Origin of the sequence: Bacillus safensis FO-36b, assembly GCF_000691165.1 — a bacterium.
Lineage (GTDB): Bacteria > Bacillota > Bacilli > Bacillales > Bacillaceae > Bacillus > Bacillus safensis.
The window spans coordinates 76,909-103,385 of sequence record NZ_ASJD01000001.1 but is presented as its reverse complement, the minus strand read 5'-3'; the positions used below and the strand labels follow the sequence as shown (position 1 = coordinate 103,385).

26 protein-coding genes and 1 other annotated feature are annotated in these 26,477 nt (G+C 42.7%); of the genes, 7 read left to right on the top strand and 19 right to left on the bottom strand.

Annotation, left to right across the window (positions count from 1 at the left end; all coding sequences use genetic code 11):
* Window positions 1–264: 264 nt before the first annotated feature.
* Complete coding sequence (locus tag BA81_RS00550; protein WP_034279540.1) at window positions 265–621, top strand: antibiotic biosynthesis monooxygenase family protein; 357 nt, start codon at window positions 265–267, stop codon at window positions 619–621.
* Between the two features lie 72 nt (window positions 622–693).
* Here BA81_RS00550 and tyrS read toward each other — a convergent pair whose 3' ends face one another.
* Entirely contained in the window at window positions 694–1,962 is a 1,269-nt protein-coding gene (tyrS, locus tag BA81_RS00545; RefSeq protein ID WP_034279538.1) for a tyrosine--tRNA ligase, read from the bottom strand.
* Window positions 1,963–2,014: 52 nt separating this feature from the next.
* Window positions 2,015–2,246: a binding site (T-box leader), on the bottom strand.
* Between the two features lie 59 nt (window positions 2,247–2,305).
* The gene (acsA, locus tag BA81_RS00540; protein ID WP_034279536.1) at window positions 2,306–4,030 is read right to left on the bottom strand and encodes an acetate--CoA ligase; all 1,725 of its coding nucleotides are present in this window, start codon (window positions 4,028–4,030) and stop codon (window positions 2,306–2,308) included.
* 155 nt (window positions 4,031–4,185) lie between these two features.
* Here acsA and BA81_RS00535 point away from each other — a divergent pair, with 155 nt between their 5' ends.
* From BA81_RS00535 to BA81_RS00525, 3 genes are read left to right on the top strand one after another with little or no spacing between them, the layout of a single operon-like run.
* Window positions 4,186–4,818 (top strand): GNAT family N-acetyltransferase, encoded by a 633-nt coding sequence (locus tag BA81_RS00535; RefSeq protein ID WP_034279534.1) that lies wholly within the window; start codon window positions 4,186–4,188, stop codon window positions 4,816–4,818.
* Window positions 4,819–4,857: 39 nt separating this feature from the next.
* Entirely contained in the window at window positions 4,858–5,499 is a 642-nt protein-coding gene (locus tag BA81_RS00530; RefSeq protein WP_034279532.1) for a CBS and ACT domain-containing protein, read from the top strand.
* The gene (locus tag BA81_RS00525; RefSeq protein WP_024424850.1) at window positions 5,496–6,656 is read left to right on the top strand and encodes an acetoin utilization protein AcuC; all 1,161 of its coding nucleotides are present in this window, start codon (window positions 5,496–5,498) and stop codon (window positions 6,654–6,656) included. The genes BA81_RS00530 and BA81_RS00525 overlap by 4 nt, the downstream gene beginning before the upstream one ends.
* Before the next feature lie 43 nt (window positions 6,657–6,699).
* Here the strand turns inward: BA81_RS00525 and ccpA are convergent, their stop codons facing one another.
* The 11 genes from ccpA to BA81_RS00470 all read right to left on the bottom strand — a co-directional run bounded on the left by ccpA (window position 6,700) and on the right by BA81_RS00470 (window position 18,266).
* The gene (ccpA, locus tag BA81_RS00520) at window positions 6,700–7,701 is read right to left on the bottom strand and encodes a catabolite control protein A (RefSeq protein WP_034279529.1); all 1,002 of its coding nucleotides are present in this window, start codon (window positions 7,699–7,701) and stop codon (window positions 6,700–6,702) included.
* A 451-nt stretch (window positions 7,702–8,152) separates the two neighbouring features.
* Complete coding sequence (locus BA81_RS00515; protein WP_034279528.1) at window positions 8,153–9,229, bottom strand: bifunctional 3-deoxy-7-phosphoheptulonate synthase/chorismate mutase; 1,077 nt, start codon at window positions 9,227–9,229, stop codon at window positions 8,153–8,155.
* A 221-nt stretch (window positions 9,230–9,450) separates the two neighbouring features.
* On the bottom strand, window positions 9,451–9,774 hold the full coding sequence (ytxJ, locus tag BA81_RS00510; RefSeq protein ID WP_034279524.1) for a bacillithiol system redox-active protein YtxJ: 324 nt from the start codon (window positions 9,772–9,774) through the stop codon (window positions 9,451–9,453).
* A gap of 33 nt (window positions 9,775–9,807) precedes the next feature.
* Window positions 9,808–10,278 carry a YtxH domain-containing protein gene (locus BA81_RS00505; protein WP_034279523.1) on the bottom strand — a complete coding sequence of 157 codons (471 nt, stop codon included), beginning with the start codon at window positions 10,276–10,278 and terminating at the stop codon, window positions 9,808–9,810.
* A gap of 26 nt (window positions 10,279–10,304) precedes the next feature.
* Window positions 10,305–10,724 carry a DUF948 domain-containing protein gene (locus BA81_RS00500; RefSeq protein WP_024424855.1) on the bottom strand — a complete coding sequence of 140 codons (420 nt, stop codon included), beginning with the start codon at window positions 10,722–10,724 and terminating at the stop codon, window positions 10,305–10,307.
* Window positions 10,725–10,947: 223 nt separating this feature from the next.
* Window positions 10,948–12,246 carry a UDP-N-acetylmuramate--L-alanine ligase gene (gene murC, locus BA81_RS00495; protein ID WP_025092288.1) on the bottom strand — a complete coding sequence of 433 codons (1,299 nt, stop codon included), beginning with the start codon at window positions 12,244–12,246 and terminating at the stop codon, window positions 10,948–10,950.
* A 302-nt stretch (window positions 12,247–12,548) separates the two neighbouring features.
* Window positions 12,549–15,281 (bottom strand): DNA translocase FtsK, encoded by a 2,733-nt coding sequence (locus BA81_RS00490; RefSeq protein ID WP_051627314.1) that lies wholly within the window; start codon window positions 15,279–15,281, stop codon window positions 12,549–12,551.
* A gap of 194 nt (window positions 15,282–15,475) precedes the next feature.
* The gene (ytpR, locus tag BA81_RS00485; RefSeq protein WP_024424858.1) at window positions 15,476–16,081 is read right to left on the bottom strand and encodes a YtpR family tRNA-binding protein; all 606 of its coding nucleotides are present in this window, start codon (window positions 16,079–16,081) and stop codon (window positions 15,476–15,478) included.
* A 16-nt stretch (window positions 16,082–16,097) separates the two neighbouring features.
* Complete coding sequence (locus BA81_RS00480) at window positions 16,098–16,910, bottom strand: DUF1444 domain-containing protein (RefSeq protein ID WP_034279516.1); 813 nt, start codon at window positions 16,908–16,910, stop codon at window positions 16,098–16,100.
* Window positions 16,911–16,930: 20 nt separating this feature from the next.
* Window positions 16,931–17,251, bottom strand: a complete 321-nt coding sequence (locus BA81_RS00475) for a thioredoxin family protein (RefSeq protein WP_024424860.1) — start codon at window positions 17,249–17,251, stop codon at window positions 16,931–16,933.
* Window positions 17,238–18,266 carry a PTS sugar transporter subunit IIC gene (locus BA81_RS00470; protein WP_034279513.1) on the bottom strand — a complete coding sequence of 343 codons (1,029 nt, stop codon included), beginning with the start codon at window positions 18,264–18,266 and terminating at the stop codon, window positions 17,238–17,240. Before BA81_RS00470 ends, BA81_RS00475 begins: the two co-directional genes overlap by 14 nt.
* Window positions 18,267–18,466: 200 nt before the next feature.
* On the opposite strand from BA81_RS00470, the gene BA81_RS00465 reads away from it, so the two are divergent.
* Window positions 18,467–18,913 (top strand): YtoQ family protein, encoded by a 447-nt coding sequence (locus BA81_RS00465; RefSeq protein WP_024426182.1) that lies wholly within the window; start codon window positions 18,467–18,469, stop codon window positions 18,911–18,913.
* Window positions 18,914–18,959: 46 nt separating this feature from the next.
* Here BA81_RS00465 and BA81_RS00460 read toward each other — a convergent pair whose 3' ends face one another.
* Window positions 18,960–20,033, bottom strand: a complete 1,074-nt coding sequence (locus BA81_RS00460) for a M42 family metallopeptidase (protein ID WP_034279511.1) — start codon at window positions 20,031–20,033, stop codon at window positions 18,960–18,962.
* Window positions 20,034–20,232: 199 nt separating this feature from the next.
* Here BA81_RS00460 and BA81_RS00455 point away from each other — a divergent pair, with 199 nt between their 5' ends.
* Window positions 20,233–20,547, top strand: coding sequence for a PepSY domain-containing protein (locus BA81_RS00455; RefSeq protein ID WP_003217759.1), 315 nt, complete (start codon window positions 20,233–20,235; stop codon window positions 20,545–20,547).
* Window positions 20,548–20,588: 41 nt separating this feature from the next.
* Here the strand turns inward: BA81_RS00455 and BA81_RS00450 are convergent, their stop codons facing one another.
* The 3 genes from BA81_RS00450 to trmB form a co-directional block, all read right to left on the bottom strand.
* On the bottom strand, window positions 20,589–22,286 hold the full coding sequence (locus tag BA81_RS00450; RefSeq protein WP_034279508.1) for an NAD-dependent malic enzyme: 1,698 nt from the start codon (window positions 22,284–22,286) through the stop codon (window positions 20,589–20,591).
* 74 nt (window positions 22,287–22,360) lie between these two features.
* Entirely contained in the window at window positions 22,361–23,209 is an 849-nt protein-coding gene (locus BA81_RS00445; protein WP_034279506.1) for a YtnP family quorum-quenching lactonase, read from the bottom strand.
* A 117-nt stretch (window positions 23,210–23,326) separates the two neighbouring features.
* Window positions 23,327–23,968: a tRNA (guanosine(46)-N7)-methyltransferase TrmB gene (gene trmB / locus BA81_RS00440; RefSeq protein ID WP_024424866.1), complete on the bottom strand. Its 642-nt coding sequence runs from the start codon at window positions 23,966–23,968 to the stop codon at window positions 23,327–23,329.
* Window positions 23,969–24,156: 188 nt separating this feature from the next.
* Between trmB and BA81_RS00435 the strand changes: the two genes are divergently transcribed.
* Window positions 24,157–24,432, top strand: a complete 276-nt coding sequence (locus BA81_RS00435; RefSeq protein WP_024424867.1) for a YtzH-like family protein — start codon at window positions 24,157–24,159, stop codon at window positions 24,430–24,432.
* On the opposite strand, the gene BA81_RS00430 is transcribed toward BA81_RS00435, so the two are convergent.
* The gene (locus BA81_RS00430; protein WP_024424868.1) at window positions 24,429–25,229 is read right to left on the bottom strand and encodes a phosphotransferase family protein; all 801 of its coding nucleotides are present in this window, start codon (window positions 25,227–25,229) and stop codon (window positions 24,429–24,431) included. The genes BA81_RS00435 and BA81_RS00430 overlap by 4 nt on opposite strands.
* Window positions 25,230–25,513: 284 nt before the next feature.
* Window positions 25,514–26,443, bottom strand: a complete 930-nt coding sequence (locus tag BA81_RS00420; RefSeq protein ID WP_034279500.1) for a YegS/Rv2252/BmrU family lipid kinase — start codon at window positions 26,441–26,443, stop codon at window positions 25,514–25,516.
* Between the last annotated feature and the right edge of the window lie 34 nt (window positions 26,444–26,477).

Here is a 26,477-nt window from a genome sequence, read left to right as displayed (position 1 = left end):
AATCACCAATGCAAGCGCAATGAGAATTTGCAAACTCCTTTTCTTAACAAAAATCACTTTCATTCCCCCTTATTCATCTTATACGACTCTATTTTATACAAGAAAAATATGTCAGAAAAGTGAACAAGGTAATGTTTATGAGATGATTTTACAAAAATATAAATAATCAAAAAGCACCTTGGACTTTTTTAAATTAAAACAAAAAGACTACGAGACCTTCTTTCTTTCATATATAATATCAATAGACTAAGGAGGTTCTACTAGATGCTATTTACTCAAACACCTGCACCACCCTACTACGCCGCGATTTTCACATCAAAACGAACAAATGTCGAGCAGAAAGAATACGCTGCTGCTGCTCAAAAAATGGAAGAATTAGCGAAAGATCTAGATGGGTTTCTTGGAATGGAAAGTGTACGAGATGAACATGGTGTTGGAATCACTGTCTCTTACTGGGATTCATTAGAATCCATCAAAGAATGGAAAGCACATACAGCACATCAGCGTGTTCAAAAAAAGGGGAAAAAAGATTGGTATGAATCCTATACAACCCGAATTTGTAAGGTAGAACATGCTTATACAAACAAAGATTCACTCCTTGAACAAGAAGCAGACGAATGAGCTACTTCTACATAAAAAAGAAAAGCACCTCAATGTTGGGGTGCTTTTCCATGATGCTTACTGTTTCATACTTTATTTATACGTCACGAGGAAGTATTTCTTTTTCCCTCTTCTTAAAACGGTAAATTGGTTTTCAATTCGGTCGTCAGCGGAAAGAACATAATCTTTATCTGTTTGTCTCTCTCCGTTGATGGATACAGCACCATTTGTGATATCTTCACGTGCTTGACGCTTTGATGGAGACAGCTTTGATTCCACAAGGATATCGACTAGTGTTAATTCTTCTGTGCTGCTTTTCTCCATTGATGGAACATCCTTAAAGCCTACTTTCACTTCTTCAGCTGTAAGAGATTTGATCTCACCTTTGAATAGCGCATTTGAGATGTTAACAGCCTGTTCTAGTGATTCACGGCCATGTACAAGTGTTGTCACTTCCTCTGCTAGACGGCGCTGCGCTTCACGCTTTTCAGGTGCTGTTTTCACTTTTTCTTCGTACGATGCGATCTCTTCTTTTGATAAGAACGTAAAGTATTTTAAATATTTCACGACATCACGGTCATCTGTGTTGATCCAGAATTGGTAGAACTCGTATGGAGACGTTTTTTCTTTATCTAACCAGATGGCGCCGCCTTCTGTTTTACCAAACTTTGTACCGTCTGCTTTTGTGACAAGCGGCATCGTCAGACCAAATGCTTTTGCCCCTTCTGCTTCAGACTTACGGATCAGCTCAAGTCCAGATGTGATATTTCCCCACTGGTCACTACCGCCGATTTGCAGCTTACAATTTTCATTTCTGTAAAGGTTTAAGAAGTCTAAAGACTGCAGGATGACGTAGCTGAATTCTGTGTAAGAAATCCCTGTTTCGATACGTGAGCTCACGATATCTTTTGCCAGCATGAAGTTTACACCGAAGTTCTTACCAATATCACGAAGGAACGTGATGACATTCATTTGGCTGATCCAGTCGTAGTTATTCACGATGACGGCTGGATTCTCGCCTGCTTCAAAATCAAGAAATTGAGACAGTTGTCCTTTGATTTTTTCTGACCACTGTTCGACGATTTCTGCTGGATTTAGTGAACGTTCTGCTTTCTTGAAGCTAGGGTCGCCGATTAGTCCAGTTGCGCCGCCAACAAGAGCAATCGGATGATGACCTGCTTCTTGGAATCTGCGTAATGTTAAAATTGGCAATAGATGACCAATGTGTAAGCTGTCAGCTGTCGGATCAAAGCCGGAGTATAGTTTGATTTTTTCTTCTGCTAATAATTTTGTTAAACCTTCTTCATCTGTTTGCTGCTGGATTAATCCTCTGAACGATAGCTCTTCCATCAATTGACTCATTTCCAAATCTCCTTTTTTTACAATTCAACAAAAAAACGCCCCTTCGAATGAACGAAGGGACGATATATATCGCGGTACCACCCTGCTTAAAAGACAAAAAATCTCGTCTTTTCACTTACACTGATAACGGACAGATCCGTTCTTTCACTAATCAGGGCATGCTCCTTTTCGTAAAAGCGGTTCGTGAGGGTAATTCGAATATCTCTTTGTACTGACTCGCACCAGCCGTCAGCTCTCTTCAACAGGGAAAGATCATTCTACTGAATCTCAGTCAAAACCTTTTCATATTCAACTAATGTCATTTTTAACACACTTTTGATATCAAGTCAACTGATGAAAAAATTTAATCTTCCATTGTCGAAAGGTCGCCAGCAGGTAAATTCAGCTCCCACGCCTTTAGCACACGTCTCATAATTTTTCCGCTTCTCGTTTTCGGCAGTTTGTCTTTGAACTCAATTTCTCGCGGTGCCGCATGTGCTGCGAGTCCTTTTTTCACAAATGTACGAATCTCTTCTTTCAGCTCATCTGTCGGCTCATATCCGCTTCTAAGCGCTATAAATGCTTTAATAATTTCACCGCGGACCGGATCTGGCTTTCCAATGACACCAGCCTCCGCAATAGCTGGATGTTCGACCAGTTTACTTTCCACCTCAAATGGACCGACCCGCTCTCCTGACGTCATGATGACATCATCGACACGTCCCTGGAACCAAAAGTATCCGTCTTCGTCCATATAAGCTGAATCTCCTGAAACATACCAATCTCCCGGCATAAAGTAAGATTCATATTTTTCAGGATTGTTCCAGATCGTATGCATCATAGAAGGCCAGCCTTTTTTAATCGCAAGGTTGCCCATCCGGTATGGCGGAAGTTCATTTCCTGCATTATCAACAATCGCTGCTTCTACGCCTGGAATCGGTTTTCCCATCGAACCTGGCTTGATGTCCATGCATGGATAATTACAAATCAGCTGTGCTCCGGTTTCTGTCATCCACCAAGTGTCGTGAATCCGTTTGCCAAAAACAGCATCTCCCCAGCGGATGACTTCTGGATTAAGCGGCTCTCCCACACTTAAGACATGGCGGAGCGAGCTGAGGTCATATTTTTGAATGAGATCATCCCCTGCCCCCATGAGCATTCTAAAGGCGGTCGGGGCACTGTACCAAACGGTTACACCGAGTGATTCAATGGTTTCATACCACGTATCAGGATTAAACCGGCCGCCTAAAATCACATTCGTTGCCCCATTTAACCACGGTGAAAAAATACCGTACACTGTGCCTGTAACCCAGCCTGGATCAGCTGTACACCAGTAAACGTCATCTTCTTTCAAGTCTAGCACCCATTTACCAGTCTGACCTTGCTGGACCATTGCACCATGGACATGAAGCACACCTTTTGGCGTCCCAGTAGATCCTGATGTGTAATGAAGCAGGAAGCCGTCTTTTTCATCCATCCATTCAATCTCAAGCTCCTTTGCTGCCTCCTCAAACGCCTTTTCATAGTGAATTGTCCGCACGCCATCGACGTCTTCGTTTTCACCGCCGACAATGATGACAGATTCAAGCTTCGGAAGCTCTGCAAATGGAATTCGCTCAAGCAAATCTGGTGTTGTCACGATCACCTTTGCCTCACTATTTTCTAAACGGTCTTTGACGGCACCTTCCATAAATGCCTCAAATAATGGGCCAACGATCGCTCCAATTTTAACTGCACCAAGCAAAAGAAAATAGAGCTCAGGTGATCTTGGCATAAAGATAAACACGCGATCCCCTTTTTCTACATGTGCCTTTTCTCTGAATAGATTCCCCGCTTTGTTTGTGTTGATTTTCATATCCCTGAACGTATACTTTTCATCCCGCTGTGAATCTTTGTAGTGAAGCGCCACCTTGTTGTGACGAAACGAGTCCGCATGTCTGTCAATCGCTTCATAGGCTGCATTTATTTTTCCTGTTTCATACCAGGAGAAGTTTTTTCTAGCTTCCTCCCATGAAAAATCTTTGTATGCCTGCTCATAATCATTTAAATGATAATCCCCTTTTACTGATGGTAGCGTTTCCAATTTCATCAAACAGTCCCCCTTTGCATACGTTTACAATGACCATTATAGTATAGATGACTTTTTTTCTCAATTTTTAAAAAACTTCTGATGAAACCGTTTTAATTATTGCAAGTTTTAAGATAGAATAGAGACGACTCACTAGAATTAGGGGCGGTGGATACGTGGAGCATCCTAAAACTTATTATTCAAAAACCATTGAGCGAGAAACAGGTTCCATCCTGGTTGAAGGACCGGTACCTGCATCAGAGCTTGCGAACTATACGTTTCATGAAGGACTAACGGCATTTCGCACGCCTGAGGAACAGAAACAAGCACTTGTTGAAATAGCAGATCTTCCAGAAGGACGTATTATCATTGCAAGAGCGAATGAGCTTGTCGTAGGCTATGTCACGTATTTGTATCCTGATCCACTTGAGCGCTGGTCAGAGGGCAAAATGGACAATTTAATTGAGCTTGGCGCGATTGAGGTCGCTCCTCCATTTAGAGGATGCTCACTTGGCAAGCATTTGCTTGATGTGAGCATGATGGATGAGCAAATGGAGAATTACATCATCATTACAACTGAATATTACTGGCATTGGGATTTAAAGGGGACAAAGAAAAACGTTTGGGAGTACCGCAAAATGATGGAGAAAATGATGAACGCAGGCGGTCTTGTCTGGTTTGCAACAGACGAGCCAGAAATCAGCTCACATCCAGCCAATTGTTTAATGGCCAGAATTGGGAAACATGTGAGTCCTGATTCGATCGAGCGTTTCGATCGTCTTCGCTTCCATCAGCGTTTTATGTATTAACGTTCAATTCGTTTTTTTGGCAAAGGGGATTGGTAAACAATGATGATTGAACAAATTATGGAGCGTGATGTGATCACGCTGCGAAAAACCGATACGATTGAAGAAGCCATTCAAAAAATGAGTGCACACCACATCCGGCATATCCCGATCGTATCTGATCAAGGGTCTGTCATTGGGATGGTGACAGATCGGGATATTAAAAATGCCAGTCCAAGTATTTTTGAAACAGAGAAAAGGAAGCTCTTTATTCAGCGGCCAGTAGAAGAGATCATGGTATTAGAGACGATCACGGCTCACCCGCTTGATTTCGTTGAGGAGATATCAAGTGTCTTTTTTGAGCACGGAATTGGCTGTCTTCCAGTGGTGAGACGCGGCAAGCTTGTAGGCATTATCACAAAAACAGATCTGCTTCGTACGTTTGTAAGACTGACAGGTGCAGATCAGCCTGGGTCGCACTTAGAGGTTGAAGTGGAGCAGATGACAGAAAGCCTCGCAGATATTACAGCCATTTTAAAGGAGCAGCATATTCAAATGCTGAGTGTGCTCGTGTACCCGCATGCCAATGAGGCATCTAAAGTGCTCGTATTCCGCCTTCAAACCATTCATGCAGATCATGTGACGAAGCTGATTCGCGCAAAAGGCTATAAAGTGCTCTGGCCTATGGAGCAGACGATCAAATGAAGGAAGCGACCTTTGTTTTTTCACCATCTTTTCAAACGTACCAATTTAACCAAGATCATCCCTTCAATCAGCTTCGTGTCTACTTAACTTATGATCTACTTCAAAAAATGAAGGCGTTAACAGAGGATGAAATCGTTGCACCGCGTATGGCTACTCTGGAGGAATTAAAGCTCGTCCATACAGCAGATTATATCCAGGCTGTGCAGCGGGCAAGTGAAGGAAAGCTGTCTACGGCAGAGGGTGAACGATACGGTCTTGGCACTGAAGATACACCGATGTTCGCAGGCATGCATGAGGCGGCATCTCTCCTTGTTGGCGGAACATTAACAGCGGTTGACCAAGTGATGCTCGGTCATTCGCAGCATGCCCTCAATCTCGGCGGCGGGCTTCACCACGGATTCAAAGGGCGTGCATCTGGCTTTTGTATTTATAATGACAGCTCTGTGGCGATTCAATATATTCAAAAGACATATGGCGCTAGAATTTTATATATTGATACGGATGCTCATCACGGCGATGGTGTCCAGTTCAGCTTCTATGACGACCCAGAGGTATGTACGGTGTCCATTCATGAAACGGGACGCTACTTATTCCCTGGAACCGGACAAGTACAGGAAAGAGGCCACGATAAAGGCTATGGCTATGCTTATAATATTCCACTAGATGCATTTACGGAAGATGAATCGTTTCTCGAAGCATACCGAACAGCAGTGACTGAGATTGCTGCTTTTTTTAAACCAGATGTGATTTTGACGCAAAACGGGGCAGATGCACACTACTATGACCCGTTAACTCATTTATCTGCCACCATGAAAATATATGAAGAAATTCCTAGACTTGCTCATGAGCTTGCACATCAATATTGTGACGGCAAGTGGATCGCTGTTGGCGGAGGGGGATATGATATTTGGCGCGTCGTTCCAAGAGCGTGGAGCCGTATTTGGCTTGAGATGAAAGGCATTACACCGCCAGATGAGCTCCCTCAGGACTGGATTCAGGCATGGAATAAGCAATCGCCTGTTACCCTTCCACCTACATGGAAAGATCCTGACGATTTATATCCACCGATCCCAAGAAAAGCAGAAATCACAGAAAAAAATGCACAAACAGTAGAAAAAGCACTTATGCCTGTTAGAAGAGAAAAGAAAAAGGCATAAGAAAAGCAGGCTATCCCTCATAAGGTAGCCTGCTTTTTTTGCTTTATTTCGTTGATTGTCTTTCTTCAATTCTGTGCGGAAGCTCAACAATTTGATCGTCCACTTGTTCTTTGTTCATCAGCTTTGTGAGCAATCTCATCGCAACAGCACCAATATCATATGTCGGCTGTACAACTGTTGTCAGCTGAGGACGCACCATGAGAGAAAGTCTTGTGTTATCAAAGCCAATCACTTCTAAGTCTTCAGGAATAGATACCCCTCTGTCTTGTGCTCCATGAATGACACCTAGAGCCATTTCATCTGTAGCTGCGATAACAGCTGTCGGCTTGTCAGACTGCTCAAGCAGATGAGCAAGTGCTTCAATTCCAGAATCATACGAGTAATCGCCTTCAGCGACGAGCGTATCGTCAAACGCTATGCCCGCTTCTTCAAGTGCTCGCTTATAACCTGCAAGCTTTCTCACGGAATTAATTGGTTCTGACATTGGACCAGAAACAAACGCAATTCGTTTATGTCCTTTTTCAACTAACAGCTGAACTGAGTCATAAATGGCCTGCTCATAGTTGATGTTGACGGATGGTGTTTGAGCCTGCTCTTCAACAGATGCTGCAAGAACAATCGGCACAGGAGAGCGCTTAAATTCTTCCACATGCACATCTGTGATATTTCCGCCCATAAAGACAATTCCGTCTACTTGTTTGCCGAGCATCGTATTTAACAAATGAAGCTCTTTATCTGTATTTTGGTCTGAGTTGCTCAAAATAATGTTGTATTTATACATCGTAGCGATGTCTTCAATACCGCGTGCTAATTCCGAATAGAAGATACTAGAAATATCAGGGATGATGACCCCAACTGTCGTTGTTTTTTTACTTGCTAGGCCTCGAGCCACTGCATTCGGACGATAGCCAAGGCGGTCAATCGCTTCAAGCACCTTTTTTCTTGTTGTTGGTTTTACGTTTGGATTACCATTTACTACGCGTGATACCGTTGCCATACTTACATTTGCTTCTCTTGCTACATCATATATTGTAACATTATTCACATAAATCACTCCTTCAAATACACTTCATATCTATAGCATTCACCAATTGGATAGAGACATGTCAGATACGAGGAAAATAATATCCTATTTGTCATTAAAACGATGAAAAGAGACACATAATTTTTCAATCTACATCAAAATGACATTCTTTTATGAAATTATACACGTTTTTTTGTCATATGAAAACGTTCCCTTTCTTTTTATAACTAAATTAAACAAACTTTAATCAGCTTGTTACCTGTAAATTGAATCATATTTCATAAAAAAACATTGAGAACGCCAGCTATGACAATGATCTTAGCAGATTCTATCAAATTTTAAAAATGAAAACATTGTGAACAAGCACTTTTTAGGGTTGCAATGTGCTTTCTTCCTTTCATTCCCAAACTTCATGGTATTTCTCCATCAAAAAACCGCCGGGCAGTTATCCGGCGGCTATTTCTATCTATGATTACGCGTGAATATTCACAAGTGGTCTTAACGCATCTAACCATTTTTCGAATTGTGGAATGTCCATTTGCTGCGCTGAGTCAGACAGTGCAACAGATGGATCTGGATGTACTTCTGCCATGACACCGTCTGCTCCAATCGCAAGAGCTGCTTTTGCTGTTGGAAGGAGAAGATCTCTACGTCCAGTTGAGTGCGTCACATCAACGAAGACTGGTAGATGTGTCTCTTGTTTCAAGATTGGCACTGCCGAGATATCTAGTGTATTTCTTGTCGCTGTTTCGTATGTGCGGATACCGCGCTCGCAAAGGATGATTTGATCATTTCCTTGGGCGATGATGTATTCAGCTGCATTGATGAATTCTGAAATGGTCGCTGCAAGACCGCGTTTTAAAAGAACTGGTTTCTTCACGGAACCGGCTTCTTTTAACAGCTCGAAGTTTTGCATGTTACGTGCCCCAATTTGGATAACATCGATATGCTCAATCGCTTCTTCAATATGAGCAGGATTGACAATTTCACTAATGACAGCAAGACCGTATTCATCCGCTACACGCTTTAGAATCTTTAGACCGTCTACACCAAGTCCTTGGAAGTCGTATGGACTTGTGCGAGGTTTAAATGCACCACCACGAAGTAGTTTTAATCCCTGCTGTTTCGCTGCTGCCGCTACTTCTGCGACTTGCTCGTAGCTTTCAACGGCACATGGTCCAACGATGAAACGCTGCTTTCCATCACCGATCGCTTCCCCATTGATATTCACGATTGTGTTTTCTGGCTTTTTCTTACGAGAAACAAGAAGTGCTTTGCTGTGGTCATCTTCTTGAAGCTCTAGACCTGCTTTGAAAATCTCTTTGAAAATATGCTGAATCGTTGAGTTTTCAAATGGTCCATCATTTTCTTCAAGAATTTGGTTCAGCATTGTGCGCTCTCTGACAGGATCATAACGGTTGACACCTTGCGCTTCTTTTGCTTTTCCAATTTCTTTGACAATGTTTCCTCTTTCATTGATCAGTTTTAGAATTTGAAGATTTAGTTCATCTGCTTGCTGCCTCAATTTTTCTAGTTCATTGTTGCTCATTTTTGTCATCCTTTCCTCTGCCTGCTCTCGCTTTTTATTTTTTCATTCTTGCATGATAGGGTTTATTATAAACAAAGATTTCGGAATTGTCACGAAAATTTTCTTTATTACCCAAACGCTTTTAAGCGATAAAGTATTGTATGTAAGATTATAGCATACTTTTTGTTCAAGTAAACCTTTTTTATAAAAAAAACGTCAGCTGCTGCTGACGTTTCTTTCTTTTACAGATTATGTTCAAGCGCTTCTTTTGTAATGCTTGAGTGAGAAGCATGCCATTTTACTTTTCCACCGCTAAAGATGAGTGCCTGCGGACTTTCGTGCTTTACACCTGACTTTTCAGCCACGTAGGATGAAAGCTCTCTCGTGTTTTGAATTTGCAAGAAATACGTTGGCACGTCTTCATGTGCAGACGCAAATGCTTCAAACTCTTGAAAAGCCGCTTGGCTGATCGGACATGTCAAACTGTGCTTAAAAAAGACAAAGGTCCCATCTTGATTCGTTAGTTGATCAAACTGTTCTTCTGTTTCAATGAGTTGTTTTGACATGATGTTCTCCTTCTTCACTTCGAGCAGTGAGAGTTAGCCTTTAGTAGATTGTTCTACTTTTTCTTTGACATCTTTGATGCCGTCTTCAATTTCTGATTTTGCTTCTTGTGCTCTTACTTTTGCTTCATCTGCTACATCAGATGCTTCGCTTGCCAAATCCGCTGCCGCATCTTCTGCTTCATTTTTCACATGATTAGCTTTTCCAGCCGCACGCTCTTTTATGTCTTTCACTTTGTCTAAAATCTGGTTTGACTGCTCTGCTACAAGCTGAGACAATTCAGACGTTTTATCTTTTGCAATCGTCACATATTCAGTGCCTTTTTCTTTTGCATCTGTTGTGAGCCGGTCTGTTTTTTCTTTTAACGCATTCGCTTGGGTGTTCAAATCATCGCGAAGCTCTTTCCCTGACTTCGGTGCTAAAAATAATGCTGTTGTTGCACCAACAATTCCACCAATAAGTGTTCCGATCAAAAAGTCTTTGCTATTGATTCCGTCTTTGCTCATGATTATTCCTCCTATGCGAATATGGTTTATTTTTGATGTTTACGCTGTTTCCATTTTTTATAAATTTCAAGTGCTGCGTTACTCCAGCTTACCACATCCGTCACTTTTTCTTGATTTCTTTCAACGGATGAAGAAACCGCACCAGCTGCCTGCTTTATGCTTGTATTAAATTGGTTGATCGAGCCGCCAATTCCCTGCACCGCATCCACAACTGTGTTAAGTTTAGCTGATTTGTCTTGAATATCTTCAGCAAGCTGATTCGTCTTATGTAGCAACTGTGCTGTCTCTGTGGTGATGCCTTGCATCTGACCTTCAAGACCTTCTAAAGTTGATGCAACATTCTTTAATGTCAGCTGTAAGGATTTTAATGTTTTGGACAAATAGATGACAAGAATGAGGAAAGCAATTGCGATCAGTGCAACGCTTAGATATAGAATAATAATCATCTGATACCTCCTTTGCTGCGGGCATATTCAATTCATTACCCTCTCGTTGTATCATTCAAACATCGCCTAGAATGACCGATTGAATAATAATTCTACACTTATTCGCTAATTCCTGTCCACAGCGAACGAAAAAAAGCGCCGCATGTTGACACATTTAGCCCTTTTGTCACATTTTATTCAAAATAAAAAAAGTGCCGGGTGAAACGGCACTTTTTTAAAGCATTTATACAGCGACTTTTTCATAAGCACGCAAATACTTCTGAATGTCTCCTGCTCCCATAAAGATCAGAATCGCATCTTCGTGCGTTTTCAGCACAGATGTATCTTCTTCCTCAATTAATTGGGCCTGCGGGATTTTTTCTCGTAAATCTTCAATGCTCAGCTTCCCAATGTTTTCACGGGCTGAACCGAAAATATCACAAAGGTAGACATAGTCGGCTTTCTTTAGACTGTCAGCAAATTCACTTAAGAATTGCTGTGTACGTGTGAACGTATGCGGCTGGAAGACAGCCACAATATCACGGTCCGGATATTTTTGGCGAGCTGCTTCAATCGTGACTTCAATTTCAGTTGGATGATGTGCATAATCGTCAATTAAGACCTGCTCACCGACCACTTTTTCATTAAAGCGTCGTTTCACACCGCCAAATGTCGTTAATGCGCCTTTGATAAGCTCTACATCAATGGACTCATAGTGACATAATGCAATGACAGCTAACGAGTTGAGGACATTATGATTTCCGTAGGCAGGAATGTAGAAGGTATCATAAAACGTATTGCGTACAAATACATCAAATGTGGTACCTTCCGTATTTTTCACAACATTGCGTGCTTGGAAATCATTTTCTTCGTTGAAACCGTAGTACACAACAGGTACCTTCGCTTGAATCTTTGGCAGATGCTCATCATCACCGCAGGCAATAATGGCTTTTTTCACTTGAAGCGCCATGTTTTGAAACGCATCAAACACGTCATCAATATCCGAGAAATAATCAGGGTGATCAAAATCAATATTGGTCATGATCGCATAATCTGGATGATAGCTGAGGAAGTGTCTGCGGTATTCGCATGCTTCAAAAACAAAATACTCGCTGTTTTCTTTCCCCATTCCAGATCCATCACCGATTAAGTACGAAGTAGGTTTGGCTGCCTGCATGACGTGAGCAAGCAGTCCTGTTGTCGATGTTTTGCCATGAGCACCAGTAATCGCAACGTTTGTGAATGAATCCATGTATTCTCCAAGGAATTTATGGTAACGAATGACAGGAATCCCTTCAGAAAGGGCACGTTCAATCTCAGGGTGTGTATCAGGGAATGCATTTCCTGCGATGACCGTCATCCCTGGCTGAATATTATCTGGGTCAAATGGTAGAATTTTAATATTTCGTTCTTCTAATGCTTTTTGTGTAAAGATATGTTTTTCGATATCCGATCCTTGGACAGTATACCCAGTATCATGAAGAATTTGGGCCAGTGGACTCATACCTGTCCCTTTTATTCCAACAAAATGATAAACAGTCATAATTGTACCTCCAACAAACGTCTATCTGACTTACAGTATATGACGCTCATTTCAATTTGCAACTTGTGATTTTTGCCTCTAGCTGATCACAGATCGCAGCTCCAAATAAAGATTTTTTCCGATCTTCCTATTCTAATCAATATTAACTATGATTAGTATCCGACAACCTTCCCATTTCTAACACCTGTTTCCGCTTATTTTACATAAAAAAGCGCTCTGACAGACATGCGAAAAGCGTCCAATTACAAAATTGCACCTATGTGCTATCATACCATGTTTATGAAAAAAATGAAGTGGTTTGTTTAGATCAACTGTTCTAAGTCACTCAGTGTCATGAGCACTTCTCTTGGCTTACTGCCTTTCGCACCAGAGATCATCCCCTCGCGCTCCATCATGTCAATCAACCTGGCTGCACGGTTGTAGCCAATTCTAAATCTTCGCTGCAAACTTGATGTACTAGCGCTATTCTGCTCGATGGCAAAACGGCAGGCATCCATAAACAATTCATCTTCGTCTGTAATCGCAGAGCCCTGCAGCATGAGTTCCTCCTGTTCAAAAAGGAACACTGGCTTGCGCTGCTTTCTCACATGTGCCACCACTTGATCAATCTCACGGTCTGATACAAAGTTCCCTTGCAGCCTTGTCGGTTTGCCGGAGCCATTTTCTAAGAAGAGCATGTCTCCTTTTCCGAGAAGCTTTTCTGCACCTGCCATGTCAATGATCGTTCTTGAATCCACCTGACTTGAAACAGAAAACGCAATTCTTGTTGGAATATTAGCTTTAATGAGACCTGTAATGACATCAACAGAAGGTCTTTGTGTCGCAATCAATAAGTGAATGCCGCATGCTCTTGCTTTTTGTGCAATTCGGCAGATGCTTTCTTCGACTTCATTTGGTGCGACCATCATTAAATCAGCCAGCTCATCGATCACCACGACGAGATAAGGCAGTTTTTCTCCCATTTGTTTTTCTTTCACAAGCTCATTGAATCGTTTAATTTCTCTCACGCCAGAGTGTGCAAATAGTTCATAGCGTCTTTCCATTTCATCCACTACCCATTTCAGAGCAGCAGTTGCTGTCTTGGCATCGGTGATGACTGGACTCACAAGATGCGGAATGTGGTTATACGGCGCTAATTCAACCATTTTAGGATCAATTAAGAGCATTTTCACTTCATCTGGTGATGCTTTAAACATTAAGCTCACTAAAATCGTATTAATGCAGACGCTTTTTCCTGAACCAGTGGCTCCGGCAATTAAGCCATGCGGCATTTTTTGCAGATCAACCACGACAGGCTGGCCTGAAATATCTAATCCGAGTGCCGCTGTTAAAGGAGATGGATTGTCTCTAAACGCACTGCTTCTGATCATTTCTCTTAAGAACACCATTTTACTGTGCAGATTTGGCACTTCGATCCCGATCGTGTTTTTCCCTGGAATCGGGGCTTCAATTCGAATATCCTTTGCGGACAAACTAAGTTTAATATCATCTGACAGGTTCGTGATTTTGTTCACTTTGACACCTGGTTCTGGATGTACTTCAAACCTTGTCACAGAAGGTCCCTGTGTGACATGAACGACACTTGCTCTTACGTTGAAATTTTTAAGCGTCGCATTGAGCAGCTCTGCCCGCTCTTTCACCCATGTGCCGTCCTCTTCTTTTTGAGCTGGCGGTACGTCTAAAAGGGCAAGGCTTGGAAAAACATACCCTTGTGTATCGGCTGCTTTCTTTTGTCCTTGCACGCGCTGATCGCTTTTTAACATCATGACATTAAACGGAACCGTAGAGGTTTGCCCGCTTGTGCGTTGTGGCTGCGGAGATGTCTGTTTTGGTTCTTCTTTCTTGACTTCATGCGTTTGTTCTTGCTGCTCTGTCTGCTCTATAACCGTTTCTGCCGCTTCAGATGCAGTTTGTTCCTCTGTTACTTGTTCTACTGGCAGCACTTGATCTTCTTCAATTTCAGCTTCTTGGACCAGCTGATCTTCCTGCAGGTCATGTTTGACTGGCTCAGCTTCTTCAAATGCTGCCGCAGGCGCTTCTTCTTGTTTGTCTTCTATTGGATCAGCCGCTAGTTCTTCCACCGGTTCTGCTGAAATGTTTTCTGTTAACGCCGCTTCTTCTGATGGCATGTCTACTTCCATTTCAATCGCTGGCTGCGAAGGTTCCGGTGTTTCGAAGGTCAACATGTCTATTTCCTCAGTATGATCTTCAAACTGATGGACAGGCTCGTCCTTAATTTCTTCTTCATCACCGGAGACAGTCTGTTCCGGCTCAGACCCAACGGGCTGCTTCTGATAGACTTCTGCTTGCTGCTTATGTACATCAGCTTCATGATGATCTTCTGGCTCGTTTTCTTCTTGCTGGACGAACGGCTCGTCAGTTAAACGTTCCATCGTCGTTTGAACATGATCTTGATAAGCGAGTTCTTCTTGCAATGTATGCGGGGTTACTGCTGGCTCTTTGTCCGTTCTCTCTTCTGCTGACGCTGAAGCCATTTCCTCGATACGTTTTTCTTTCTGTATAGACGGGATGTTCATTTGCTGTCTGACATTCCGTTCACGCTCTGCCTCTTCTGATAACAGTGTGACACGCTGCGCCGTTTCTTCTGCTGATTTCCTTTGAACTGAAGCTGTTTCTTCTTTTGCATCTGCCCGTTTTGGACGCATATCCTGATGATAGCCATAGATCGGTGATGGAATTTGCTCTGGCTTGAATGGCTTTTTATTTATATCAGGCTGAAGCGTTTGTTTAGGCTGATAGGTTTTCTGCTTTGCCTTTGGCTGGCTTGGTTTCACGCGTCTTCTCTCCTGCTTCACTCCATCACGCTGGGGTTCATCTGGAACGAGCGGAAAGCGAAAGTTCCCTTTTGGATATTCATAATACACTTTCGTATCTTCGATTTTTTTATATTCTTTATGCGGTTCAAAAGCTGGCTGCTTTGGTGCAGCTAGATCTTCTTCAGGTCTTGCAGCTTTTTCTTCTTTCTTTTCTTCTCCTAAAAATACACTGAAAAATTTATCTAACCAACTCATCATTTATCACTCACTTTAACTCCCCTTACGTTTTCTTGGGCGATTTTTAGTATACCATTGCTTTTTCATGCAGAAAAGCGAGAAAAGTGCCGCTTTTGCTGTTCATGCTGTTGTAGATGAAAAAAAGTCACTAAGTACGTACTTAGTGACTTTTGGTATAACACATTCTTCGCTCCTATGTGCCCGTTTATGGGAGGTTACGCTTTAAAGGGTTCGCCAGCTTGATGGCTTCCATCTAAAACAAGAATCCCTTTTTCAGCAGGTGCGTCTGGAAGATCTAACTCTTTTGCAGAACAAATCATACCGCTTGATGGAACGCCTCTTAGCTCAGCATCTTTGATGACCATACCGCTTGGCATCACTGCACCGACCTTCGCCACCACAACATATTGGCCTTGGTCAACGTTTGGTGCACCGCACACGATTTGTAAGGTTTCATCGCCCACATCAACTTGGCAAATGTTTAATTTATCTGCATTCGGATGCTTTTCTTTTTCCTTTACATAGCCGACAACAAATTTTGGTGATAAATCCACAGTCAACGTTTCACTGACACCGTTACGGTTTAAAATTTCATTGATATCTTGAACAATGGTTTCAGAAAGCGGAACAGATCCGTTTTCTTCAATTTTCATGTAAGTGGATGCATTGAAGATATTAAAGCCTGTTGTTTCTTTTGTTTCTTGATTGAAGATTCGTACAACATCTCCAAACGTCTCATGACCTACTTCTTCTCTCGTCACATCTTTCAATGAGATAAGGAGTGTGTCGCCTACACCTTCTGCATTATAAAAAACGTTCATTCTTCAAAATTCCCTTCTACTGCTGTTTTGGTCTGCTTTTTGCAAGTATAAAGATCGGTTCAAGCTTACCCTCATCATATAAAAATGACAATGCGGTAATCGGAACCGTGCCGCTGGCGAAGAAGCTCATCGACATCTGTCCTAAAATATCATAGCCTGAATCATTGCGAACATCAGCAATGATGAATACATCTTGATGGGGAACAGAAATCGCCATCTGTCCTTCTATTTTTTGCGCGTATTCTTGTAATAACGATTCATTTAAAAGTCTGCTGGCGTCATACCCGTCATTTGCACGGAAGAAATAAAACCGGTTGCCTGCCACTTCATCCATTTTCACTACTGTTTCTAGCGAACGGACGTTGAAGCTTGCAGTTTCTCTGATTCGCTCTTTTGTCCAGTTTTCCTTTTGGAGCATCTTTTCATCAATTAATCGGTAGGTGCTTCCAAGGTCAAGCGCATAGTAGATTCTCGTTTCTGCTGTATGCTCATCAAACACAAGCGGAATCCCATCACTTGATGCCTCAGGAAAGGAAGTGGAACGAATGACCGGATAGATCTGCTTTTCTTTTCCTGAGATGTGCTGCGCTTCGCCTTTCATGGCACTCAGCGCTTCTTTCACATAATAGACGATCTCATCAATGGTTTCATCAGGCTTTACTTCCCACTTTGCAATAATTGGCGGGAGCTCTAGTGTGATGCCTTTGCCTGTTTGTTTATCTTCAATACGAAGCGTATCTTTTTCCCGGTCAAACTCGTGTGACCAGCTGTCGTTCGTCAGACGGCTTTTGAGTTCATTCGCAAGCTGTCTTGATGTCATTTTTGCCATCGTTTTAGACTCTCCTTTCGTTATTTAGAAAGAGAATCTGTTAAAAAAGCTTCAATCTCTTCCTTTGTCTTACGATCTTTGCTGACAAAGCGGTTAATCTCTTGTCCGTTTTTAAAGACTAAAAAGCTTGGAATACCGTAAATTTCCCACTCTGCACAAGTGTCAATGAACTTGTCTCTATCGACATAGAAGTACTCAAATTCTGGGTAGTTTGCTTCAAGCTCTGGCAAGAATGGCTCAATAAATGTGCAGTCCGGGCACCAGTCAGCTGAAAATAGCAATACCGTTAAGTCTTCTTGAATCACTTTTTGTAATTCTTCGTTTGATTCAATTTTTTTCATGTTTCATTCCTCCAGTTTGTATGGTTAAATCTCCGAATTGTATATAGCCTTTCTTTCTCATCCATTCTGATACTACCAAACTAATCACTGCCGGGCCAACGATATGCAAGAGAGCGATCGCCAGAAATACAGATGGATGAAACCCCATGACGGTCAGCGTCATGAGCTGTCCAACAAGCCCGCTCGTTCCCATTCCCGCTCCTGCCGCATTATTGACCATCCCAAAGCCAATAATACCAATTGGCGCGAGAATCAGACCAGCAATTGTCGGCGGAATCAGGATGAGGGGATTTTTCACAATGTTCGAAAGCTGCAACTTTGACGTTCCAATGCCGACAGCCGCAAGACCGCCAAAGCGATTTTCTCTAAAGCCTGCAGCGGCAAAGCCGACCATTTGAGCACAGCAGCCAATCGTTGCAGCACCAGCAGCTGTTCCGCTTAAGTCAAGCATAAGCGCAAGTGCAGCACTTGAGATCGGAGAACTGAGAGCAAGTCCAACAATGGTCGCTACCAGCATGCCCATGATCAGCGGGCTTTGATCTGTCCCCCACATGATGAGCCTGCCGAGCCCTGTCATCATGGCTTCAATTCCAGGTCCGATTAGGGCAGCGGTGAAAAAGCCAGTGATAATGGTGACAAGCGGCGTTAAAATAATATCAATTTTTGTCTCACCACTGACCAGCTTGCCTAGTTCCACACCAATTAATGCTGCGGCAAAGCTTCCAGCAGGCCCCCCAAGCTCTGCTCCTGCAGCGCCTGAGACAACACTTGCAAAAATGATCAAAGGAGATGCATGTAAACGGTACGCAACCGCTACGCCGATCGCCGGTCCCATGAGCCCCATGGCAAGGGTTCCCATTTTAATGATGAGTGGAAGTGATAACAGACCGCCTGCTGTTTTTAAAATCAGTCCTACCACTAATGTAGCAAATAGACCTAAAGCCATATAAGAAAGTGCATCAATGAAATACACCTTTGGCGAAAGGGAGATCCCCTTTCTTTTTAAATAAGTCATCAACGTCGTCTTCCTGCTTTCTCATAGGAAAGACGAAGAGGCCTGTCCTTCCCATTATATGTAGTATTCTTGCGATGAAAAATAGTCTCTACCATGAATATCATAATCATATTTTTTTTGCTTTATCAAGCACTTCTTGTGTAACATGAAAAGAAACAGGACAAACCTTTACTAAGTTTGTACAAAAGGAGGAGATCGTTATGCAATTAACTGTCTATTTAGCTGGAGAAATTCATAGCCAGTGGCGTGATGAAATCAAGGAGAAAAGCCAATCTTTGAAGCTGCCGGTGACATTTGTCGGTCCAATGGAAAATCATGACCGCTCAGATAACATCGGTGAGGATATTTTAGGTGAGCAGCCGAATGCCATTTTCAAAGATGATGCAGCTTCTGATTTGAACAATTTCCGCACTGAAATTTTATTAAACAAAGCAGATGTCGTCATTGCGCGCTTTGGTGAGAAATATAAGCAGTGGAACACAGCCATGGATGCATCTGCTGCGATTGCAAAAGGGAAACCTCTTATTTTAATCCGTCCAAAAGAGCTGCACCATCCGTTAAAAGAACTCTCAAACAAAGCAAATATCACTGTGGAAACCGTAAACCAAGCGATCAAGGCGTTATCTTATGTGTTTGAACAGCAATAAGAAAAAAGGCTGCTCTCATTGAAGAAGCAGCCTTTTTCTATTCTATTTATACTTGTTGGTAAATAGAATCCACTGTACTTTGATCACAATTTTTGACAAGGCGGACAATTAACTCTTTTGCCGCTGCGTAATCGTCCACATGCAAAACAGAATGACTTGTATGAATGTAGCGTGCACAAACTCCAATCACAGCAGAAGGCACACCTTGGTTTGAAATATGAACACGTCCAGCGTCCGTACCACCCGGTGATACGAAATATTGATATGGAATGTTGTTTGTCTCAGCAGTATCAAGCACAAAGTCTCTCATTCCGCGGTGCGTAATCATTGTCCGATCAAAAATACGCAGAAGTGCACCTTTTCCAAGCTGGCCGAACTGTGTTTTGTCACCTGTCACATCGTTTGCAGGACTCGCATCTAAAGCGAAGAAAAGATCTGGCTGAATCATATTCGCAGCTACCTCAGCTCCTCTAAGCCCAACTTCCTCTTGAACAGTTGCTCCTGAGTACAGCTGACATGAAAGTGATTCGTCTTTTAATTCTTTTAATAATTCAATTGCAAGGCCGCAGCCATAGCGGTTATCCCAAGCCTTCGCTAAAATCTTTTTTGGATTCGCCATTGGGGTAAAAACCGTTGCAGGAACGATTTGCTGTCCTGGACGAACGCCAAGCTCTTTTGCCTCTTCTTCACTGTCTGCACCAATATCAATAAGCATATCTGACGGCTTCACAGGTTTGCTTTTTTGTTCTGGCGTGAGAAGGTGAGGAGGTGTACTAGAGACGACACCAGGAATTGGCCCGTGATCGGTATGGACGTCCACACGCTGCGCCAGCATGACTTGACTCCACCAGCCGCCAAGTGTTTGAAAACGAATCATCCCGTTTTTCGTAATCGATGAGACCATGAATCCGACTTCATCCATATGACCCGCTACCATAATTTTCGGTGCGTTTTCCGGTCCCTTGCGTACGCCAAACACTCCGCCAAGACGGTCTTGAATGAGTTCATCAGAATATTTTTCAAGTTCCTTTTTCATAAAAGCACGCACATGGTGCTCATTTCCTGGAGTTCCCTGTAATTCTGTTAAATTTCGGAAAAGCGACAATGTTTCTTCGTTCATTCTACAGTTTACCTCGTTTCTATGTAATGACCATATATATTCCTATAAAAATAACACTCACTTTATACTATAAGAATTCTTTCGGTTTTCCAAGTATCTCTCCAGAAATTTTGAATATGCTTTCAAGTATTCGGATTCCTTAACATCGTTGGACAAGTTTTGTATAATGGAAAAAACAGCAATACGGAGGTGCAGCACGTTGAAGTTAAAACATGTTCTGATTGGTGCGAGTATTGGCGTAGCCGCTGCAATTGTTGCAAAGAAAGTATTTTTCCCTACGTATATCTCATCTGAAAAAGCATTAAAAATTGTGAAATCTGCTTTTAAACAGCGCGGCCCGATTGATGGCTCTTGGATTTATACTGTACCAGAGCCGTATACCGTAAATGGCGAAACGATTGATGTATACAAATCTGGCATTACCCGCTCTGCCTTTGGTGAGCTTGAACAGTATGAAGTGATGATTGATGCCAAAACTGGCATGATCGTGGATGTAATTGATTCTGTTGCTTGATCAAGAAAGCTTCGCAAAGACATGTCCTTGCGAAGCTTTTTTTATATGGCTTTGATTTTTTTGTAAACAGGATGCCACATAGCGTCCTGCACAGCCTGAATGAGATCATCAGGCGTTTCTTCTGCAATTCCTTCATCAATTGCTGCCTGCGCCACACGGACGGCCACTGTCGCTGAAACGGTTCGAAGCTGATCGACACTTGGCAGCATCGCTGCACCCGGCTTCCCAACATTGACCATGCTTGCAATGGCTTCAGCACTCGCAACAAACATACTATCTGTCATGAGGCGTGCTTTTGACACAATTGTGCCTAGACCAAGGCCTGGGAAGACAAGGGCATTATTCGCTTGTCCAATTTCATATGTGACACCGCCATATTCGACAGGATCAAATGGACTTCCCGTTGTCACAAGGGCACGTCCTTCAGTCCACTCGATCAGATCTTGCGGCTTTGCTTCTGAAAGAGGTGTCGGATTCGACATCGGTAAAATCGCAGGACGCTCCACGTGTGACGCCATTTCTTTTACAATTTCCTCTGTAAATGCTCCTCCGACCGTCGAAGTGCCAATTAAGATTGTTGGTTTCGCCTGCTTGACGACCTCTAATAGATCAATCGAATGCTTTGGACCATTACGGGCATAATTCTTTACTTCGTCAGAGCGCCTTGCATACGGCTTTTGAAATGGCTGAATGTCAGGTGAATCATCTGTGAGCAGCCCCGTTTTATCAATACACCAGAAATGATCATAGGACTCCTCTTCTTTGACTCCATCTCTGACAATGGCATCACGGATTTGCTCGGCTATGCCAATACCTGCCGTACCCGCTCCAAAAATGACAATACGGTGATCTTTCAGCGGAACCTTCGAAGCTTTTGCACATGCCAGAACTGCAGCAAGTGAAACGGCGCCAGTCCCTTGAATGTCATCGTTAAATGTACAAATACGGTCCTTATATTTTTCCAATATCGCACGGGCATTCTTTGTCCCAAAGTCTTCCCAGTGAAGGAGTGCATTTGGGAAAGTAGCGCGGGCAAGCTCGACATATTGATCAATGAACTGATCATAGCGCTCTCCTCGAACGCGGGAGTGCTGGTTTCCAACATAAAGCGGATCATTCAAGAGACTTTCCTGGTTCGTTCCGGCATCAAGCACTACTGCCAGCACGCGGCTGGGATCAATGCCTGCTGCAGCTGTATAAACAGCAAGTTTTCCAACTGAAATGGCAATCCCGCCAACGCCCCAGTCTCCAATGCCTAAAATGCCTTCTGCATCCGTTGCAACGATTAAGTCGATTGATTCATCGACACCATAAGAGGCAAAAATCTCTTCCATGCCTTCCAGATCATCAATCGATAAATACAGCCCTCTCGGCTTTCGATACTCATGGCTATAACGCTGAATAGCCGTTCCTACAGTCGGCGTGTAGACAATCGGAAGCATTTCCGCCAAGTGCTCATTTAGCAGTTTGTAAAAAAGCACTTCATTTCTGTCATGAAGCGCTGTTAAATACACATTTTTCCCCAGTTCATCAGGCTGTGCCTTAAACTGTTCATATGCACGCTTTGCCTGATCCTCTAAGGTTAAGACCTTAGGCGGAAGGAATCCCTTTAAACCGAGCTCCTCCCGCTCTTCCTTTGTAAATGCAACCCCTTTGTTTAAATAAGGGACTGACATGACTTCCATTCCTCTTAATGGTGTTTCGATCACATCACCATGTACACGATAAAATTGGTTCACCTGCACTCTTCCTTTCACAAGTTCATTTTGTCGTTATTTTGTGTGAAAGGCGAATAAAACATACAGATGATCTTTTATCTTCCTGTTTCTCTTTTGATGTCGTGTGTGATCTGCCCATCTTCGTCCCATTTTACAGCACGATAAATGGCATCATGATAAAACAAGTACCAAGCATTTTTTTCTTCAGCATATGCCTGCCACTTTTGCTTGGCTGGAATCGAAGTCATTGGGTAATCATCATATGCCAGAACCCAGAGTGGATTTTTATGAGCGTGTGTTGGCATGATATCAGCTAAATGAATCGCTGTTTCGCCCTCACTTGTGAGCGTTAAAATACTATGACCATTGCTATGGCCGCCTGTATGATGCAGCTCGATTCCTTCTGTCACTTCGATGCTTTCTTCAAATGTGACGACTTGATCTGCCACAGGCTCCCAGTTTTCTTTCCAATATGTATTTCTTGAGCGAATGTTTGGCGCTCTCATTTCATCCCATTCGATTTTCGATGTGATGATTTTTGCCTGCTGAAAAACAGACACAAGCTTATCGCCTTCACGTTTTGTTAATCCGCTGGCATGATCAAAGTGCAGATGTGTCATCAATACGTAATCAATATCTGATGGGCGCAGGCCAAGCGCCGCTAGAGATTCTTCCAATTTGGTTTCCTCTGTCACGCCGTAATTGCGTTTTTGTTTATCCGTCAGCTTCCCTGATCCGATGCCGGAATCCACTAACAGATGAAGACCCTTCCACCGAATGAGAATTGGATCACATCGTAATTCAATTTGATTGCGGTCATTTACCGGGTATTTTTTTGACCATAATGGCTTTGGCACGACACCAAACATCGCTCCGCCGTCCATGTGCGTATCTCCCCCGTTTAACCAAAACAGTTCCATTTCACCTATTTTCATTGTCTCCATTGCTGTCATCCCTCCTTTTTCTATCGTAGCAAATACAGCCAAAAATCGCATGCACCAATCTTTTCATAAAAAAAGCTGACTGCCATTTTTCTATTGCAGCCAGCTTGATATCACTTGTTATTCTGGGAATTTGACTTCTGATCGATAGATCGGTTGTCCCATAGACGAGAATTTCTCTTCATATTCAGTCATCACGTTTCCTTCTAAGCCGTCCTCATGTAAATCTAAGCTGACATACGTTAAAAGAAGGCCATATGCAGAAAAACTTTTTAAGGAATATTCAAATAACCCGCGGTTATCTGTTTTGAAATGTAATTCACCGCCTGGACGAAGAATATGTTCATATCGCTCTAAAAAGGTTTTAAACGTCAATCTGCGCTTTTCGTGTCTTGCTTTTGGCCACGGATCAGAGAAATTCAAATACACCCGGTCAATCTCATTTTCCGCAAACACATCTGTCAGCGTCTCAGCATTGATGTTCAAAAGCTTTACATTTTCAACATCTGTCTCTTTGATTTTATCTACTGCCGTCACAATAACACTTTTAAATAATTCAATGCCAATATAGTTGATATCAGGATGAAGCTTGCCCATTCCAGCAATAAAGCTCCCTTTTCCTGTCCCAACTTCGATATGGATTGGATGATCATTTCCAAACAGCTCATGCCATTTCCCTTTATATTGCTCGGGACTTGCTAAAGCAATATGAGCATTCTCAGCTAAGTAATCATCCGCCCATGGTTTATGTCGCATTCTCAATTTGATACACCTCTATTTTCTTTACATTTTATCAAGATACCATGAAACATAAAGACCCGCAAGACAGCATCTTCTATGTCCATATAAAAAGACCAGCCCTTCGCTTGAGCTGGTCTGCCGCATGTATAAATTGGACACTGAATGCACAGTTTAACCTCATAAATGACACGCAGGAAAGGAGCATTTGTATGGGTTTAAACCGTCAACATCAGCTTCAATTAATCAAAGATATTTTAACCGATCACCAGCTGGATTGCTGCGGGACTGTTGCAGAATATGAACAGGTGGGACGCGTGATTCAATTAATGCTGGCAAAAGAAGATCTGGATGCCGACATTCGTCAGCTGTTAACAGATATTTATGATTACAGCCAAAAGGGCACCTCTGTCAGTTCAATTGATGCACATATTGAGGAGCATCAATCACATCTGTCTGAGTGGGTCGAGAACATTCCACTGTCTTAATGGATGTTTAACCGTTTTAAGAGTGCATTTAGCTCCGCTTGCACTTCTTTTTGCGCCTTTTCATTCCCTTTTCGTTTATGCCAAACGACAAACGATACGGTTTCAGCGAGCACGTACCACGCCATGCGCTTTCGCAAATTGTCCGTCAGCGGGGCGCCGTACATAGAGAGCCAGCTTTCCCAGTTCTCTTCCTCAACATAATGGTATAAAAGCGGTCCAAGATCAATCGCTGGGTCTGCAATCATCGCCCCATCCCAATCGATCAAATAGAGCTGGTTTTCATCTGTCAGCAGCCAATTATTATGATTGAGATCGCAATGACAGACGACCTTGTCCTCAAAATGGACAGCCTCCACATGCTTCTCTAAATACTGGATGGCACGCGAAATGTCTTGTGAATCAATTTGCTCGTTTAATATGGACTGTTTCAGATGCATCAGAATGGATTCTGGGTCTAGAGAGTGCTTCTCTAATCGTTTCAGCATATCGAGCAATTCTTTTGATGTATGAATTTTTCTTAGCTGCTCTGCTACAGGACGATCATTCATGTCCTTTGGCTTCAGCTCTCTGCCGCTCAGCCAGTGCTGTGCAGTAATCACATCTCCATTTTCCATCCGTTTTGTCCAGACAAGCTTCGGCACAATGCCTTCAGCTGACAAAACCGCAAGAAACGGTGACGTATTGCGTTTTAAAAATAGCTTTTGGTCATTGTGTGTTGCGAAGTACGCATCTCCCGTAGCGCCTCCAGCCGGAGAGATGTGCCATTCGCTACCTAATATTTGTCCCAACCAGTTCATATCAATTTTCAACCCATCATTTCTTAAAATATTTTAAATCTTGCTTTTTTAGTCGACAAAATTCAGCCGATTGAGGATCAATTGGCTGTTTCTTTTTTTATTTATATGATCATAAAAACAAAAAGGACAGCTATTGAGAATGAGATGCTAAACAATAGCCGTCCTATAGATTTTATCGTTACCTTCTTATACTCGTCAAGCAAAACTAAAAAATCAGGACAAGAACCTTACGAAAAAGAAGGCTTTTTTCATGGTTCTTTGACTAAGGATATACCACAAGTTATTTAAGCACGTAATTTTAAGGATCGTTCACTTGCCTTTACAAAGACAGGCGTTGCGCCGATCACTTCTCCATCTGCGTGAAATAAGATTTTTTCATCTGCTTCTAAAAACGCTTCCTCATGCTGAAACAGGGTAACCCCCTTCATCCCAAGATGCTTTCGGAACACCATCGCGCTTAGAAACAAAAGGACTTTGAATGGATTCAAATCTGTGACAACCAACGTTTGAAAACCTGGCTGCCTCGCACTCACTTCCGGTGCCGCTTCCAGCCCTCCCCCGTAATACGGGTGATTGCAGACGATCACAAACCACACTTGGCGAAAGACTTTCTTCTCATTTTCAATAAATAACGCAAGATCAAACGGCTTAAACGACCATAAAGAATGGAGAAATGACAGAGGGTAGATGATAAAGCCAAGCCCCAGCCGTTTCAGCCACTTTTTCCCTCTAAAATGCACCGTTTTCCTCAGTACATGTGCGTCAAACCCCGCACCGATATGATTGAGAAAGAGAACAGATTGCGGACTTTCGGCATGATCTTGAAAGGAGCCGAGAGAAAATGTTTTGGTGAGCATTCTCTTTTGCTTTCTCACTTCTTTTAGGACATCATGACGATGGATACCGAGACCCTTCGCAGCATCATTCCAATGACCAGCAGGGACAAAACTAAGCTGCACATGATCGATTTCCTTTAAGCCATTCAGTACTTCATGAATGGTGCCGTCACCGCCAATAACAATCAAGCGCTTCAGCCTGTCATCCTGCATGGCACTGATTTGTCTTGCCAAAACTTCTGCATGGCCTTCATGCTGGGTGAGAAATGATCGATAAGAGACCTCCACCTTTTGTAATTCTTTCTCTATGCTCCTCCATGTGCGGAGTCCTTTTCCATGTCCTGCTTCTGGATTAACGATAAAGTACCATTCATTCATATATTAGCTCCACTCAGGTCTCATTTTTCGTGAC

What these genes read in the sequence shown, in the direction of transcription:
- BA81_RS00550 (WP_034279540.1), top strand. Translation starts at nt 265, where the DNA reads ATGCTATTTACTCAAACACCTGCACCACCCTACTACGCCGCGATTTTC.
- tyrS (WP_034279538.1), bottom strand. Translation starts at nt 1,962, where the DNA reads ATGAGTCAATTGATGGAAGAGCTATCGTTCAGAGGATTAATCCAGCAG.
- acsA (WP_034279536.1), bottom strand. Translation starts at nt 4,030, where the DNA reads ATGAAATTGGAAACGCTACCATCAGTAAAAGGGGATTATCATTTAAAT.
- BA81_RS00530 (WP_034279532.1), top strand. Translation starts at nt 4,858, where the DNA reads ATGATGATTGAACAAATTATGGAGCGTGATGTGATCACGCTGCGAAAA.
- BA81_RS00525 (WP_024424850.1), top strand. Translation starts at nt 5,496, where the DNA reads ATGAAGGAAGCGACCTTTGTTTTTTCACCATCTTTTCAAACGTACCAA.
- BA81_RS00515 (WP_034279528.1), bottom strand. Translation starts at nt 9,229, where the DNA reads ATGAGCAACAATGAACTAGAAAAATTGAGGCAGCAAGCAGATGAACTA.
- ytxJ (WP_034279524.1), bottom strand. Translation starts at nt 9,774, where the DNA reads ATGTCAAAACAACTCATTGAAACAGAAGAACAGTTTGATCAACTAACG.
- BA81_RS00505 (WP_034279523.1), bottom strand. Translation starts at nt 10,278, where the DNA reads ATGAGCAAAGACGGAATCAATAGCAAAGACTTTTTGATCGGAACACTT.
- BA81_RS00500 (WP_024424855.1), bottom strand. Translation starts at nt 10,724, where the DNA reads ATGATTATTATTCTATATCTAAGCGTTGCACTGATCGCAATTGCTTTC.
- murC (WP_025092288.1), bottom strand. Translation starts at nt 12,246, where the DNA reads ATGACTGTTTATCATTTTGTTGGAATAAAAGGGACAGGTATGAGTCCA.
- BA81_RS00490 (WP_051627314.1), bottom strand. Translation starts at nt 15,281, where the DNA reads ATGATGAGTTGGTTAGATAAATTTTTCAGTGTATTTTTAGGAGAAGAA.
- ytpR (WP_024424858.1), bottom strand. Translation starts at nt 16,081, where the DNA reads ATGAACGTTTTTTATAATGCAGAAGGTGTAGGCGACACACTCCTTATC.
- BA81_RS00480 (WP_034279516.1), bottom strand. Translation starts at nt 16,910, where the DNA reads ATGGCAAAAATGACATCAAGACAGCTTGCGAATGAACTCAAAAGCCGT.
- BA81_RS00475 (WP_024424860.1), bottom strand. Translation starts at nt 17,251, where the DNA reads ATGAAAAAAATTGAATCAAACGAAGAATTACAAAAAGTGATTCAAGAA.
- BA81_RS00470 (WP_034279513.1), bottom strand. Translation starts at nt 18,266, where the DNA reads ATGACTTATTTAAAAAGAAAGGGGATCTCCCTTTCGCCAAAGGTGTAT.
- BA81_RS00465 (WP_024426182.1), top strand. Translation starts at nt 18,467, where the DNA reads ATGCAATTAACTGTCTATTTAGCTGGAGAAATTCATAGCCAGTGGCGT.
- BA81_RS00460 (WP_034279511.1), bottom strand. Translation starts at nt 20,033, where the DNA reads ATGAACGAAGAAACATTGTCGCTTTTCCGAAATTTAACAGAATTACAG.
- BA81_RS00445 (WP_034279506.1), bottom strand. Translation starts at nt 23,209, where the DNA reads ATGGAGACAATGAAAATAGGTGAAATGGAACTGTTTTGGTTAAACGGG.
- BA81_RS00435 (WP_024424867.1), top strand. Translation starts at nt 24,157, where the DNA reads ATGGGTTTAAACCGTCAACATCAGCTTCAATTAATCAAAGATATTTTA.
- BA81_RS00430 (WP_024424868.1), bottom strand. Translation starts at nt 25,229, where the DNA reads ATGAACTGGTTGGGACAAATATTAGGTAGCGAATGGCACATCTCTCCG.
- BA81_RS00420 (WP_034279500.1), bottom strand. Translation starts at nt 26,443, where the DNA reads ATGAATGAATGGTACTTTATCGTTAATCCAGAAGCAGGACATGGAAAA.